We start from the raw sequence: 14,282 nt of genomic DNA, 5'->3' as shown, positions 1-14,282 counted from the left end.
TAAAATAGTGATCTATGCGAGTGTGATTGCTTCGTTACTCGCAATGACCACTGCCCACTCTTTTCTATATCATCAAATCACACAAATCCTTCAATGCTTCCACCGTTTGTAAATCATCGGTTAACGGTTCTACAATAGCCACATGAACTGACAATCGTTTTGGAAGACCAGAATGAATAATTTTGGCGGCATCCACTAAAAGTCGTGTCGAAACGGTTTCTGTCAACCCCAATTCAGTTAAGTTTCTGATTTTGTTTCCAATGGCTACCAGTTTCTTGGCTACATCATGATCAACATTCGTTTCTTTTACCAAAATTTCAGTTTCAATTTTCGTTTCCGGATATTCAAAAGAAACGGCAATAAATCGCTGACGAGTCGATGGTTTTAGTTCTTTAAAACCTCTTTGATAACCAGGATTAAAAGAGGCCACCAACATAAAATCGTCATGCGCTTTTACGGTTTCGCCTAATTTGTCTATGAATAATTCCCTTCTGTGATCCGTCAGGGAGTGAATGGCTATAATAACATCCGGCCGCGCTTCGGCAATTTCATCCAAATAAATAATCGCTCCTTCTTTTACGGCAGTGGTTAATGGACCATCCAGCCAAACCGTTTCGGCACCTTTGATGATAAATCGTCCAATTAAATCCGTTGAAGACGTTTCTTCGTGACAGCTAATTGTGATGATTTTTTTATCCAATTGATGCGCCATATATTCTACAAAACGGGATTTTCCTGTTCCGGTTGGTCCTTTCAACAGGAAAGGAATTTTGTTTTTATAGGCGTGTTCAAAGACCTCTTTTTCTTTGCCTACCGCGTGATAATATGGGATATTTAGTGTCATAATTATATTTTAAAAAAACGAAACCCATTCTAATGTTTACAGGCAATGACAAGTTCTGTTTCCAATAGTAATGAGTTTCGTTGGCTATAATAAATTTTTAAAGAGCTCTATTTTATTTTTTCCGAAAATGCGTTTTTTTTCTTGGAGGCATGATTAATCCCTTTTTTTATTTCAGGAAAAGAAAGAGTTTCGTCATGCGTTCCTTCTAAAGCTTCGTCTGTAGGTCTGCCGTATTTGATAAAATCAAAAATAAATAAACCTATTCCTGTGGTAAACATGGTGGCACAAATAAGAAGCACTACAAAATGGATGCTGATTTCGCTTTGAACAACCATGAAATCCATTTTCATTTTTCGCTCCATATATACTTGAGCAACTCCGGCAACACCAAAGGCTACTGTCATCCCCAGGATTCCAATATTGGATAACCAAAAAGCCATCATACCCTGTGCGCTTTGATAGCGTTTACGTCCCGTTAAATTGGGCAAAGCATAACTAATCATCGCTAATACAATCATCGCATAAGCACCCCAGAACGCATAATGAGCGTGCATCGCTGTTACCAAAGTTCCATGTGTATAAAGGTTTGTTTGTGGCAATGTATGAGCAAAACCAAGTAATCCCGCACCTACAAAAGAAACGATAGCCGAACCAATAGTCCAGAATAAAGCAATTTTGTTGGGATGACTTTTTTCCCCTTTTCTATACATATTTACAGCAAATAATGCCATCGCTAAGAAAGCCAAAGGTTCTAATGCAGAGAAAATACCACCAACGATTAACCAAATTTTATTTACGCCTATGTAGTAATAGTGGTGCCCAGTTCCCAGAACTCCGGAAAGAAAGGTAAGCCCAACAATTACGTAAAGCCATTTCTCGATAACTTCTCTGTCAACTCCAGTTAACTTAATCAATAAGAACGAAAGGATACCTCCCATAATTAATTCCCAAACACCTTCAACCCACAAGTGAACAACCCACCAACGGAAAAAGGAGTCCATTACCTGGCTATCAAACCAAATCATTCCGGGTATATAAAGCAGGGCTGCGAATAACAAACCCATGGAGAGCACTAGCGCTGTTGTAGTTTGACGTTTTCCTTTGAAAAGCGTACCCAAAATTATGAATAAGAACAACAGCACATTTACAACTACTAAATAGTCTAATTCTCTAGGAATTTCTAAAAATTTTCTTCCTTCCCAATGGTTGAAGTGAAAGCCAATTATGGTAACAACACCAACAATGGCTAGTGATATGAGTTGTACATAAGCCCATTTTACGCTTATCAATTCGCGTTGCGCTTCTTCGGGAATAATGTAATACGCCGCACCCATAAAACCGGTTAACAACCATACCACTAACAAATTGGTATGCACCGCTCGTGCCACGTTAAAAGGAATAATCTCGTGTAACCCTTGAATTCCTATTCGGTCAAAGCCCATGATAAAGCCATAGATAATTTGCAGCGAGAACAAAAGCATGCACAATGCAAAAAACCAGTAGGCTACTTTCTGTGATTTATATTTCATTTTTAAAAATTTTAATTATTTTCTTTAGCTAAAGGGGAAACGATTCGGTCGAAACCATTTAAATCTAATTTTCCAATCCATTTTAAATAAGCGACCATAGCGTTTGCATCCGTTTCATTCATATGATAAGCAACCATTTTTCGCCCATTTGGTGCCCATGGAATTGGCGACATCAAAACCGCTTTGATGTATCCTTCGCCGCGACGATCTACCACTTTTGTTAACTCGGGAGCATAATACCCTCCTTCGCCCATAATGGTATGACAGCCCATACAGTTGTTGGTCTCCCAAATTTCTTTTCCCCTCACTACCTCTTTAGTAATCTTACTGTAGTTTGTTTGATCATTCCTTGGCATGAACGAATAAATAGTCAATCCTATAAAGATTAAAAAGGTGACCAATGTTCCTCCTAAAAAAAATGCTCTTGCCTGTGATTTTGAAAGCATAAGTATCTGTTTTTTGTTAGTTAATAAATTTACTTCAATTCAAATAAAGGATAGAAATGTCTTTTATTTGTTTATTGCAAATTAATGGCTTTAAAAAAAGCTAAAACATGATAAAAATCATCTTTAGATTTTTATTTAAATTGTAAAATTATAATCCATTAAAAAAGACTTATAAAAAACACATCTATTTGAAAACTAATGAATTAAAAATAAAATAAATTTAAAAATTTAAATTCAGATAAATTTATCTTTTATTAAAAATAATGGTTATTTTTGCATAAATAAATTTTAATCGAAAACAGATCTTATGGAAACTTTAGAGAAAATAACAATCGGAGAATACGTTGCAAAAGATTTTAGAACCGCGGCAATATTTTCAAAATACGGAATCGATTTTTGCTGCAAAGGCAATCGAACAATCGAGGAAGCTTGTAAAAAAAAGAATGTTGATACGGATCAATTAATGGACCAGTTAAACACTGTTTTGGCAACCAAAAATGACAGTACCATAGATTTCAAAATTTGGCCTTTGGACCTATTGGCAGATTATATTGAGAAAACGCATCACCGTTATGTGGAAGAAAAAACGCAAATTTTGCTTCCATTTTTAGACAAATTATGTAAAGTTCATGGAGCAAATCATTCTGAATTATTCGAAATCAATGAACTGTTTATTGGCTGTGCAGGCGAATTAGCACAACACATGAAAAAAGAAGAACTGATTCTGTTTCCTTTTATAAAAAAAATGGTAAAAGCAGCGCTTACAGAAGAACAAATTGCGAAACCACAATTTGGAACCGTAAAAAATCCGATAGCCATGATGATGGAGGAACATGAAGCCGAAGGAGACCGTTTTGTTAAAATAGCATCGCTAACCAATAATTACACACCGCCGGCCGATGGTTGTAGTACGTTCCGTGTGACTTATGCTATGTTAGCTGATTTTGAGCAGGATTTACACAAACACATTCATTTGGAAAACAATATTTTGTTTCCAAGCGCCATGCTTTTAGAAAAAACATTTTCAGACCAAGAGTAAAATTAATCGCAAAATACAAAACACAAATCACCAAATGCTATGGAAAAATATGTCATCAAAAGAAACGGAGAATACAAACCTTTTGAAAGTTTTAAAATAAAGGATGCGATTGAAAAAAGCTTTCAGAGTGTTTCCATAGGATTTGATGAAATTATTTTCGAAAAAACTATACAGGATTTACAATCCAAAGAAACCTGGGCCGTTGAGGAAATTCAGGATTTAATCGAGAAAAACCTTTTCGAGAAACAGTATTTCGAAGTCATGCGTTCCTTTATATTATTCAGGCATACACGCAAATTGCAACGTGAACATGTGAATGGTTTAAACGAAGACACCACTTATGTTGACAGCACACAAACTATCGAAGAATACATCGAACAAACAGATTGGCGCATCAATGCCAATGCCAATACCTCCTACTCTAATGCGGGATTGGTCAACAATGTTGCCGGAAAAATTATTGCTAATTATTGGCTCGATAAAGTATATACAAAAGAAGAAGGCTACGCGCATCGCAATGGCGACATCCACATTCATGATTTAGATTGTTTGACCGGATATTGCGCCGGCTGGAGTCTGCGGGTGTTGCTCAACGATGGTTTTAATGGCGTTCGCGGACGCGTAGAAAGCAAAGCGCCTTCGCATTTTAGGGAAGCTTTGGGACAAATGGCGAATTTTCTTGGGATTTTGCAAAGCGAATGGGCCGGAGCGCAAGCCTTCAGTTCGTTTGACACCTATTTGGCTCCCTATGTTTTCAAAGATGATTTGTCTTTTGAGGATGTCTTGAAAGCAGTTCGCAGTTTCGTTTACAATTTGAATGTTCCTGCGCGTTGGGGACAATCGCCTTTCACGAATATCACTTTGGACTGGGTTGTTCCCGATGATTTGAAAACCCAAATTCCGACGAAAAATGACTATCATTTTTTCGAAAATAATTTTGATTATGATCTCTTATTGCGAGCCCGGGAAAGAGGCGTTACAAAAGTAACCGAATTGCGTTACGAGCATTTTCAAAAGGAAATGAACCTCATCAACAAAGCATATTACACCATAATGACCGAAGGCGATGCCAACGGACAGCCGTTCACCTTCCCTATTCCGACAGTAAACATTACCGAAGAATTTGATTGGGATGGAGAAAACACCGATTTGCTTTTTGAAAATACAGCTAAAATAGGCTCTTCATATTTCCAGAATTTTATAGGAAGCCAATATGTTTTGGATGAAAATGGCAATAAAACAGAAAACGAAAACGCGTATAAACCCAATGCCGTTCGCAGTATGTGTTGTCGTTTGCAACTCGATTTAAGAGAACTGTTAAAACGTGGAAACGGACTTTTTGGAAGTGCAGAAATGACAGGAAGCATTGGCGTAGTAACCATTAATATGGCGCGTTTGGGTTATTTATTCAAAGGAAATAAAGTGGAATTATTCAGACAATTAGATCGATTATTGTATATTTCTAAAGTTACTTTAGAGAAAAAAAGAGTGTTTATCCAGGAAATGTACGACCGAGGTTTGTATCCGTACACTAAACGGTATCTCCAACATTTCAGAAATCACTTTTCGACCATTGGTGTAAACGGAATGAACGAAATGATTGCGAATTTTACCGGAAATAAAGACTCGATAACTTCATCATCAGGAATCGAATTTGCATCAGAAATCTTGGAACATATTCGGAATCGAATGAAAGAATTCCAAGAGGAAACAGGAAATTTATACAATCTGGAAGCCACACCGGCCGAAGGTACCACCTATCGTTTTGCCAAGGAAGACAAAAAACGTTTCCCGAACATTTTACAAGCCGGACAGGGCGACAATATTTATTACACCAACAGTTCCCAGATTCCGGTGGATCATACCGAAGATCCCTTTGAAGCATTGTTTTTACAAGACGAATTGCAATGCAAATATACCGGCGGAACGGTTTTACATTTGTATATGAGTGAAAAAATCAGTTCTCCGGAAGCCTGCAAACAGTTTGTAAAGAAAGTAATATCCAATTTCAAGTTGCCTTACATTACCGTTACGCCAGTGTTTAGTGTGTGTCCCGTTCATGGTTATTTGAATGGTGAACACGAATATTGCCCAAAATGCGATGATGCTTTAATTGAAGAAAAAAGTTTAAAGTTGAGCAATTAACCTGAAACCTTAAGCCTCTAAAAAAACACCCTTAAAATATTAAGTTTCATTAAGTCAAACAACCCTTAATTTTCTTAATGGTTCAAAAAAAAATCAATATTAAAATTTAGGCTTTATAGAAAAATTAGTGACGTCAAAACTTTAAACTTTAAACCTTTTAAAAACATGAAAACAAAAAACCCGATTTTAGAACAAAACCAACATTTGAGAACCAAATGTTTAGTGTACACAAGAGTAATGGGGTATCACAGGCCTGTAGAAAGTTTCAATATTGGAAAAAAAGGAGAACACAAACAGCGAACCCATTTCCATGAAGGAAAATGTTAGTACTCCCATTTACAGCATAACGCCTTTTACTTTATTAGATTATGCGCATAAATCGGCTTGCATTCTTTGGTTTGCAGGCTGTAATATGCGTTGTTTGTATTGTTACAATCCTGAAATTGTAATGGGGAAAGGAACTATTTCATTCGAAAAAGCGCTTACTTTTCTTCATTCCAGAAAAAATTTGTTGGATGCGGTAGTTTTTAGCGGAGGCGAATGCCTGTTGCATAAAAACTGTATTCAACTCATAACTGAAGTCAAAAAAATGGGCTTTTTGGTAAAAATTGACACCAATGGTTCACGACCTGAGGTTTTGCAACAATTACTTAAAAATCAATTGATCGATTATGTGGCGCTGGATTTTAAAGCCATGCCCGTTCATTTTGAAAAGATAACGCAGTCCAATCTTTTTCTGCCTTTTGAAAAGTCGTTGCGTTTATTAGTAGAAAGTGGGCTCCCGTTTGAAGTTCGCACCACAGTACATTCGGATTTGATTGATACGAATCACATGCAAACCATGATACAGTATTTAGAGCAGCAAAACTATCAGGGAAATTATTACATCCAGCATTTTGTGAATGGAGCCACTACATTAGAAAAATTGGGCTATTCTGTTAAGGAACTGGAAAGAGAGAACCTTTCTACCGCACGTATTAAAGTACATTATAGAGGTTGATTCTAAAGTTGAGTTGCTGACAAAAGCGTATCTTTAAAAACAAATAAAATTTTACATGAACCATCATTTTTTGCTAATTATCCATCTTTTAAGTGCCACAGTTTGGGTAGGCGGGCATTTGTTGTTAATCTTTGGTCATTTGCCTCAAGCCCTTAAAGAAAAAGACCCAAGCATCATTTTAAATTACGAAAAGAAGTATGAACCCGTAGGAATGACGGCTTTGGTTTTACTGGTCATTACGGGTATTTTAATGGCTTATAAATATGGCGTTAGCATCGAATATTGGTTCCAGTTTACCACTCCTTTCGAGAAAGTGGTTTCCACAAAATTACTTTTACTTTTGTTAACCGTACTTTTTGCCTTGAGCGCACAGTTTAGAATAATTCCCAAACTTAAAAATAATCCAGACAAGTTGCCTGAAATGGCGTTTCATATACTATCCGTTACGATAATTGGTGTATTGATGCTCATTTTTGGTTCTTTCATTCGTTTTGGCGGGTTTTAAATTTATATATTATGATTTCAAATAAACCATTAAAAAGAGCTCCGGAATTGCAACCTTTAAGCCACGATCATCATCATGGTTTGCAATTGTGTTGGAAAATACGAACTGGTTTTTCGAAGCAAATTGAACCCGATCGCATCAAAAAATATTCGGACTGGTTTTTTAAAACGCATTTAAAACCCCATTTCGAATTGGAAGAAAAACACGTATTTCCCATTTTAGGAACAGAAAATGAACTCATAAAACGAGCGTTGACGGAACATCGTCGTTTGAAACGCTTATTCAAGCAAACTACCGATGTAGAAAAAGCTTTAGGACTCATTGAAGAAGAATTAGAAGCACACACTCGTTTTGAGGAACGCATTTTATTTGTTGAGATTCAAAAAATAGCCACCGAAAACCAATTGGCTAAAATTAAAGAAATTCATACCGACGAATCTTTTACAGAGAAGAACGATGATCTTTTTTGGAAATAAAAAAACGGTCAACCCAAAGAATAAAAAATATTCAAAAGGAATAGCACTTATTTCTATAAATTTGTAAAAAAACAACTATGTTTTCTAAAACCTGTGAATACGGAATCCGAGCCACCATTTTTATAGCATCAGAATCCTATCAAAATAATAGGGTTGGGCTTAGAGATATTGCCAAAAAGATAGATTCTCCCGAGGCTTTTACGGCCAAAATTTTACAAATACTATCCAAGAATAATATTATCCATTCTATTAAAGGTGTTGGTGGCGGATTTGAAATCCCAAAAGAAACCATGAGCCAAATAAAACTATCCCAAATTGTAACGGCATTAGATGGAGATCGCGTTTTTACCGGTTGCGGTCTGGGATTAAGTTACTGTTCTGAAGATCATCCTTGTCCAGTTCACGAAAAATTTAAGGCCATCAGAAATGAATTGGCATTCATGCTCGAAAACACCAATCTGGAAGAATTAGCAATGGGAATAAAATCAGGAGATACTTTTTTGAGGTATTAATCAAAAGTAATCTTATATCTACATAAAACAAAAGCCTATGATGGTGTAAACCATCATTTTGATGGAATGGCACATATATACAAGTTGAGGCGTAATTGTCTGATAATTATATCGAAAATGGGTACAAATTATTGAAGATTGTATTTCTTTTAACTAGTAATTATACACTGAAAGATGCTGTCCCAAAAGACAGTCTTTTTTTTATGAATACATTCTAATATGATAATTATCATTTTAAATGTTTTGGACTAATAGTACTTTTGATTAACGATAAATGTCTTTACCATGAAGAATTCCTTAATTCAAAAATACAATGTCCCGGGTCCTAGATATACGAGCTATCCAACGGTTCCTTACTGGGATGAAACTAATTTTTCGTATGAAATTTGGGCACGTACATTAAGGAAATCATTTAAAGAAAGTAATACTTCGGAAGGAATTAGCCTTTACATTCATTTACCTTTTTGCGAAAGCTTATGTACATTTTGTGGTTGCAATAAGCGTATTACTAAAAATCACAGTGTAGAAAGCCCCTATATTGAGGCAGTTTTAAAAGAATGGGCTTTGTATTGCCAAATTCTTGACGAAAAACCTATCATAAAAGAAATTCATTTGGGTGGTGGTACTCCGACCTTTTTTTCTACTGAAAATCTAGAAGATTTAATAAACGGTATTTTTTCAAATGCCATTAAAGCTAAAAATTATGAATTTAGTTTTGAAGGGCACCCTAACAATACATCTTATCAGCATTTACAAAAATTATATGATTTAGGCTTTAGAAGAGTGAGTTTTGGCGTTCAGGATTATTCTGAAAAAGTGCAAAAAGCTATTCATAGGGAACAGCCTTTTCATAATGTGGCAAAAGTTACTTTTTGGGCAAGGGAAATTGGTTATACTTCCATTGGACATGATATTATTTTTGGATTACCTTTTCAGGAAATTAAAGATGTAGTAGATACTATTGAAAAAACAAAATCATTACAACCAGATCGATTGGCATTTTATAGCTATGCGCATGTGCCGTGGATAAAGGGTAATGGACAACGTGGTTTTAAGGATGATGACATTCCGAAAGATGAAAAGAAACGAATCTTGTATGAAATAGGAAAAAAATTATTGCATAAAAATGGTTACCATGAAATTGGAATGGATCATTTTGCATTAAAAAATGATAGCTTGTACGAGGCCTACGAAAACGGGAAATTACACCGAAATTTCATGGGATACAGTTCCTCAAAAACACAATTGATGATTGGATTAGGGGTTTCGTCCATCAGTGACAGTTGGTATAGTTTTTCTCAAAATGTAAAAAAACTGGAAGACTATTACGAATTGATTGCGAAAGACGAATTACCCATTTTCAGAGGCCATGCATTGACCTGTGAAGACCTTATCATTAGAAAACACATTCTAAATTTAATGTGTCAATTTGAAACATCTTGGAGTGATGAGTCCAATTATTTAGAAGAAATACCCGAAATTTTACTTCAACTGAAAGAAATGGAGAAAGATGGATTTCTTGCCATTTCAAAAGACAGTCTTCATGTTACCGAAGCAGGAAAACCTTACGTTCGCAACATCTGTATGGCATTTGACTTGCGTTTAAAAAGAAAAGCACCGGAAACGGAATTGTTTTCAATGACGATTTAGCATACAATAAAAACTGAATAGCAAGCCTTTAAGAACCAGGCAAACAATTTAAACTTAATTTACACATCAAAAAAGATTAAGTTGACTTTTATTAATACAAATTCCACTAATTTACACAGATTAATTTGTGTAAATTAGTGGAATTTGTGTCTGCGCTTTTAAAGCGTATTTGTAAAGCGTTTGTCCTACTATTTCGTCATGCTTTTCTTTTTAATTCCTTTCCCTAAAAAATCTAATTCAAGAATTAATGGCAAGTCGGTTGTTCTTGTACAAACAAACTCATATTTGATGGGGAAACATATGGAATCCCTAATCCTAACCCCCTTAAAACAAACAATATTCCGATGACAACAGCCACATAAGGAATCACCTTCTGGATTTTATTTCGAATGGGAGCAGTCAAAAAAGAATTAATATAAACGACGCTAGTCATCATGGGAACTGTTCCTAACCCGAATAAGATCATGTATAAAATTCCAAAACTTGCACTTTGCATCGCTATTGCACCGAACAAAGCTACATAAACCATTCCGCAAGGTAAAAATCCGTTGAGCAACCCAATTGTAAATATCGATTTGTAACTCTTGTTTTTAAACTCGCTTCCTAAAGCTGTTTTTATTTTAGAAATCAATTTGAAAATGGGTTTCGAGAAATTGTGTTGGGCAAAAACTTTTTCGGGAACCAAGACGATCACTATCATTGCAATACCAATAAACAGAGACAATTTCTGTTGAATTCCAGCCATAAAAAAACCTTTCCCAAGCAAGCCAAAAACAAAGCCAATAGTGGCATAAGCGGTCAATCTTCCTAAATGATAGGTGCAAATTTGAAAGACTTTTTTTGTGGAATTATTTCTATCCACGGGTAACATCATAGCAATGGGACCACACATACCAATACAGTGAAAACTACTGATCAAACCGAAAATAAAAGCTGTGTAAAGCATTTTAGGTATGGATTATTGGGGTTATGGCCTATCTTGTTATGTGCTATATCAAACTCATAACATTTAACTCATGATTTCCCCCTAATTAATATAAATTTTTTCTTTGGTCAGATAGGACTTTCCCTCATATTGCCATTCCATATTAATGTCCCAATGACCGCCTAGCAAACTTTTTTTAGGTATGAGCAAAGTAGCATTAGACAGCGAAATCGGAATTTCGAAATCTAATTTTTTGTTAGACGGTCTATAAAGGGACACTTTTCCTTTAATATTATTTGGGTCAAATATATCAGGAAATACAATTGTAACTCCTTCTGAAGTAGATGTTATCACTGGTTTTTCACCCAAATCGTATGCGTTTTGAGTTCTCTCCATTTCCTCTTGAAAATGAACATCATGTTTGTAATATTCTTCCACAACCAACTCATTGTCATATTTTGAATCTGATTGTACTTTGATAACAAAATATAAAATAAACGTTATAAACAAGCCAAAAGCAATAACAATTCCGGTACCCCAATTAATTTTCATACTGTTTTATTTAAATATTTTAATCCTGAAACTTAACGTATTAATCAAAACTTCTCGGACTCAAAAAACTCGTCGTACCGGTTTCTATTTTTTCATTTCCGTTATACACATCAATTATTAATTTTGTTTTATCGCTTTCCAATAAATTCTTATTAATTTCTATAAACAAAGTTCCTCCATTCATCCCTAGTTGAGGTACTTTGAAATCTTGTTTTCCTACAACTTTTAAAGTTCCTTTAATACCAACTAATTTGAAATGAATATCATTAAAATTGTTGTTCGTTTTATTGATGATTTTAAAAGTATAAATATTACTGATGTTATCCCCTTTGTGCTGAAACAGTTGCCCGGGTAATCTCAAAATACTTGCTTCTACATCGTTACGCAAAAACAATAACCCTATTAGAATCCCTGTTAAAATAATTAATACCGCTGAGTACCCTTTCATTCTTGCCGTGAACTTGAACTTGATTTTTTTCTCAATTTCATCTTCAGAAGCGTAACGAATAAGTCCTTTTGGCAATCCTACACCCTCCATTATGGTATCGCATTCGTCAATACAAGCGGTACAATTAATGCATTCCAGCTGTACTCCGTTGCGAATGTCTATTCCCGTTGGGCAAACGTTTACACATTGCTTGCAGTCGATACAATCTCCTTTTCCGGCGGCTGCTCTATCTTCTTGTTTATTAAATTTAGCTCTTCCAACTTCTTTCTCCCCACGAACAAAATCGTAAGCTACATTTATAGATTTTTTATCTAATAATACGCCTTGCAATCTTCCGTAGGGGCAGGCGATTATGCAAACTTGTTCTCTAAACCAACTAAAAATAAAGTAAAAAACCGCTGTAAAAATGAATAACGAAATTAAAGTACTCGCATGATTTCTTGGCCCATCTTTGATCATTCGGAACAAATCATCACTTCCGATAATATAAGCTAAGAAAACATTGGCAATTAGAAAGGAAATTAATAGAAAAATAGCCCATTTAGCCGTTTTTTTTCTGATTTTTTCGGCATTCCATTCTTGTTTTTCTAGGCGAATTTGAGCACCACGATCTCCTTCAATCCAATACTCAATTCTTCGAAAGACCATTTCCATAAAAATAGTTTGTGGACAAACCCATCCGCAAAAAATACGACCAAAAATGACCGTAAAAAGAATGACAAAAACCACCCCAATGACCATAAATAGTACAAAAAGATAAAAATCTTGGGGCCAAAAAGGGAAACTAAATATATTAAAACGACGTTCTATTATGTTGAACATCATAAATTGATTGCCATTGATTTTGATAAATGGATTGACTATCAGAATGATTAATAGAAAATAACTCACCCATTTTCTGTAGTCATAAAATTTACCCGATGGCTTTTTGGGATAAATATACTTTCTATTTCCTTCCTCATCAATTGTCCCAATGGTATCACGATAGGAGCTATCGGGACTAAAAGCTTCGTTTGGTATCTTTGCCATTTTTTTGCTCTTTTACAATTTTAATCTAAAAAAAACGATGTCTCGGTTGCTAACTTTGACATCGTTTAGTGGTATCTAGTTTTTTATTTTCCAGAATTGGTTTCATCTATCCAAACTTCTCCCTCGGCTACTTTTGCGTCTGCAGGATTGGTTCCTTGCAGCGATAGTATATAACTCGCCACTTTTTGAATTTCTTTTGGTTTTAGCGTTCCTTTCCAGGCTATCATTCCTTTTCCATCACGCCCCCCGTTATTTATAGTGTGAAACAAGTTTTTAATTCCTCCACCCAAAACCCATTCTTTATCGGTTAGGTTGGGGCCAATTTGTCCTCCACCATCTGCTCTGTGGCAGGCAGCACAGTTTGTGGTGAAAACTTCTTTTCCCACGGCCAAATCAGTAGGCTCCGCTAATAAGGTTACCGTTTTTTCATCCATTAGATCCGGAGCCGTTTTCATATACTCGGCAACTTCAATCTTAGCTTGAGCGATTTCATTTTTGAGTTCCATTTCTTGATTATCGGCTCCTAATACTTCGTAACGAACCATATAAACGACTGCAAAAACTACGCAAGCATAAAACAAATATACCCACCAAGGCGGTAAATTATTATCTAATTCCTTGATACCGTCATAATCATGGTCTAACAATAATTGCCCTTCGTCACCGTCTGAATCAGCATTGGTCAACTTACTCCTAAGGTTTTTGTACCATTGTTGTTCTTTCCAACTAAGCGAACTGGTGGTTTCTTGTTTAAGCTTCTCTTCCTCACTCAACAATTGATAAGTCACATTATCAATAGCATTCATTGTAATTTCTATAGCTATCAAAAGAAATAGAAAGACAAATAAAAAGAGCGAAACCATTGGGAATTTTATAAAAGCCGGTCGATCTCCAGAGTCAATAAAATATTCCATTGCGCCGAATACAGCAAAGAAAATAAGAGGAACTCTAACGTATACTGGGATTGATTTTTTCATTTTCTAATTTTTAAAAAATTATACTATACAATTATCATCCAAAGGAATTTGACTCATTTCCTGGATTGTATCTTTTTTATAAGAAAAGACCCAAACTCCAAGTCCTACAAAAAAGGTGAAGAAAATGAGCAAGGAAATGATTGGAAAAATGGCAATCCCTGCAATGGTCTCTAAATTGTGTTTAACTTGTTCGAACATAATTATT

General features: G+C 35.4%; 16 protein-coding genes. 8 read left to right on the top strand and 8 right to left on the bottom strand.

What is annotated here, in order from left to right; all coding sequences use genetic code 11:
• Positions 1–64: 64 nt before the first annotated feature.
• The 3 genes from E0H99_RS13645 to E0H99_RS13635 all read right to left on the bottom strand — a co-directional run bounded on the left by E0H99_RS13645 (position 65) and on the right by E0H99_RS13635 (position 2,819).
• The gene (locus E0H99_RS13645) at positions 65–844 is read right to left on the bottom strand and encodes a CbbQ/NirQ/NorQ/GpvN family protein (protein ID WP_131996602.1); all 780 of its coding nucleotides are present in this window, start codon (positions 842–844) and stop codon (positions 65–67) included.
• A gap of 107 nt (positions 845–951) precedes the next feature.
• Complete coding sequence (locus E0H99_RS13640) at positions 952–2,373, bottom strand: cbb3-type cytochrome c oxidase subunit I (protein ID WP_131996599.1); 1,422 nt, start codon at positions 2,371–2,373, stop codon at positions 952–954.
• Between the two features lie 11 nt (positions 2,374–2,384).
• Positions 2,385–2,819, bottom strand: coding sequence for a c-type cytochrome (locus tag E0H99_RS13635; RefSeq protein WP_131996596.1), 435 nt, complete (start codon positions 2,817–2,819; stop codon positions 2,385–2,387).
• 307 nt (positions 2,820–3,126) lie between these two features.
• Here E0H99_RS13635 and ric point away from each other — a divergent pair, with 307 nt between their 5' ends.
• The 8 genes from ric to hemN all read left to right on the top strand — a co-directional run bounded on the left by ric (position 3,127) and on the right by hemN (position 10,146).
• Complete coding sequence (ric, locus tag E0H99_RS13630) at positions 3,127–3,858, top strand: iron-sulfur cluster repair di-iron protein (RefSeq protein ID WP_131996593.1); 732 nt, start codon at positions 3,127–3,129, stop codon at positions 3,856–3,858.
• A 39-nt stretch (positions 3,859–3,897) separates the two neighbouring features.
• A complete protein-coding gene (locus tag E0H99_RS13625) occupies positions 3,898–6,003 on the top strand; it encodes a ribonucleoside triphosphate reductase (protein ID WP_131996590.1) in 2,106 nt (701 codons plus the stop codon).
• Positions 6,004–6,168: 165 nt separating this feature from the next.
• Positions 6,169–6,330 (top strand): anaerobic ribonucleoside-triphosphate reductase, encoded by a 162-nt coding sequence (nrdD, locus tag E0H99_RS13620; protein WP_131996587.1) that lies wholly within the window; start codon positions 6,169–6,171, stop codon positions 6,328–6,330.
• The gene (locus E0H99_RS13615) at positions 6,314–7,003 is read left to right on the top strand and encodes an anaerobic ribonucleoside-triphosphate reductase activating protein (protein ID WP_131996584.1); all 690 of its coding nucleotides are present in this window, start codon (positions 6,314–6,316) and stop codon (positions 7,001–7,003) included. Before nrdD ends, E0H99_RS13615 begins: the two co-directional genes overlap by 17 nt.
• A gap of 55 nt (positions 7,004–7,058) precedes the next feature.
• Positions 7,059–7,508, top strand: a complete 450-nt coding sequence (locus tag E0H99_RS13610) for a CopD family protein (protein ID WP_131996581.1) — start codon at positions 7,059–7,061, stop codon at positions 7,506–7,508.
• A gap of 11 nt (positions 7,509–7,519) precedes the next feature.
• Positions 7,520–7,984 (top strand): hemerythrin domain-containing protein, encoded by a 465-nt coding sequence (locus tag E0H99_RS13605; RefSeq protein ID WP_131996578.1) that lies wholly within the window; start codon positions 7,520–7,522, stop codon positions 7,982–7,984.
• Positions 7,985–8,061: 77 nt separating this feature from the next.
• On the top strand, positions 8,062–8,496 hold the full coding sequence (locus E0H99_RS13600) for an RrF2 family transcriptional regulator (RefSeq protein ID WP_131996575.1): 435 nt from the start codon (positions 8,062–8,064) through the stop codon (positions 8,494–8,496).
• 285 nt (positions 8,497–8,781) lie between these two features.
• Positions 8,782–10,146 (top strand): oxygen-independent coproporphyrinogen III oxidase, encoded by a 1,365-nt coding sequence (gene hemN, locus E0H99_RS13595; RefSeq protein WP_131996572.1) that lies wholly within the window; start codon positions 8,782–8,784, stop codon positions 10,144–10,146.
• A 244-nt stretch (positions 10,147–10,390) separates the two neighbouring features.
• On the opposite strand, the gene E0H99_RS13590 is transcribed toward hemN, so the two are convergent.
• The 5 genes from E0H99_RS13590 to E0H99_RS13570 all read right to left on the bottom strand — a co-directional run bounded on the left by E0H99_RS13590 (position 10,391) and on the right by E0H99_RS13570 (position 14,275).
• Entirely contained in the window at positions 10,391–11,092 is a 702-nt protein-coding gene (locus E0H99_RS13590; RefSeq protein ID WP_131996569.1) for a sulfite exporter TauE/SafE family protein, read from the bottom strand.
• Between the two features lie 81 nt (positions 11,093–11,173).
• On the bottom strand, positions 11,174–11,623 hold the full coding sequence (locus tag E0H99_RS13585) for a FixH family protein (RefSeq protein ID WP_131996566.1): 450 nt from the start codon (positions 11,621–11,623) through the stop codon (positions 11,174–11,176).
• Between the two features lie 40 nt (positions 11,624–11,663).
• On the bottom strand, positions 11,664–13,100 hold the full coding sequence (ccoG, locus tag E0H99_RS13580; protein ID WP_131996563.1) for a cytochrome c oxidase accessory protein CcoG: 1,437 nt from the start codon (positions 13,098–13,100) through the stop codon (positions 11,664–11,666).
• Between the two features lie 83 nt (positions 13,101–13,183).
• Positions 13,184–14,077 carry a cbb3-type cytochrome c oxidase N-terminal domain-containing protein gene (locus E0H99_RS13575; protein WP_131996560.1) on the bottom strand — a complete coding sequence of 298 codons (894 nt, stop codon included), beginning with the start codon at positions 14,075–14,077 and terminating at the stop codon, positions 13,184–13,186.
• Positions 14,078–14,095: 18 nt separating this feature from the next.
• A complete protein-coding gene (locus tag E0H99_RS13570; protein WP_131996556.1) occupies positions 14,096–14,275 on the bottom strand; it encodes a cbb3-type cytochrome c oxidase subunit 3 in 180 nt (59 codons plus the stop codon).
• Positions 14,276–14,282: the final 7 nt, after the last annotated feature.

The sequence above is a fragment of the Flavobacterium sp. GT3P67 genome, from assembly GCF_004349155.1.
Taxonomy (GTDB): domain Bacteria; phylum Bacteroidota; class Bacteroidia; order Flavobacteriales; family Flavobacteriaceae; genus Flavobacterium; species Flavobacterium ranwuense.
The sequence above is the reverse complement of the archived record's forward strand: the minus strand, read 5'-3'. Positions and strand labels throughout refer to the sequence as shown.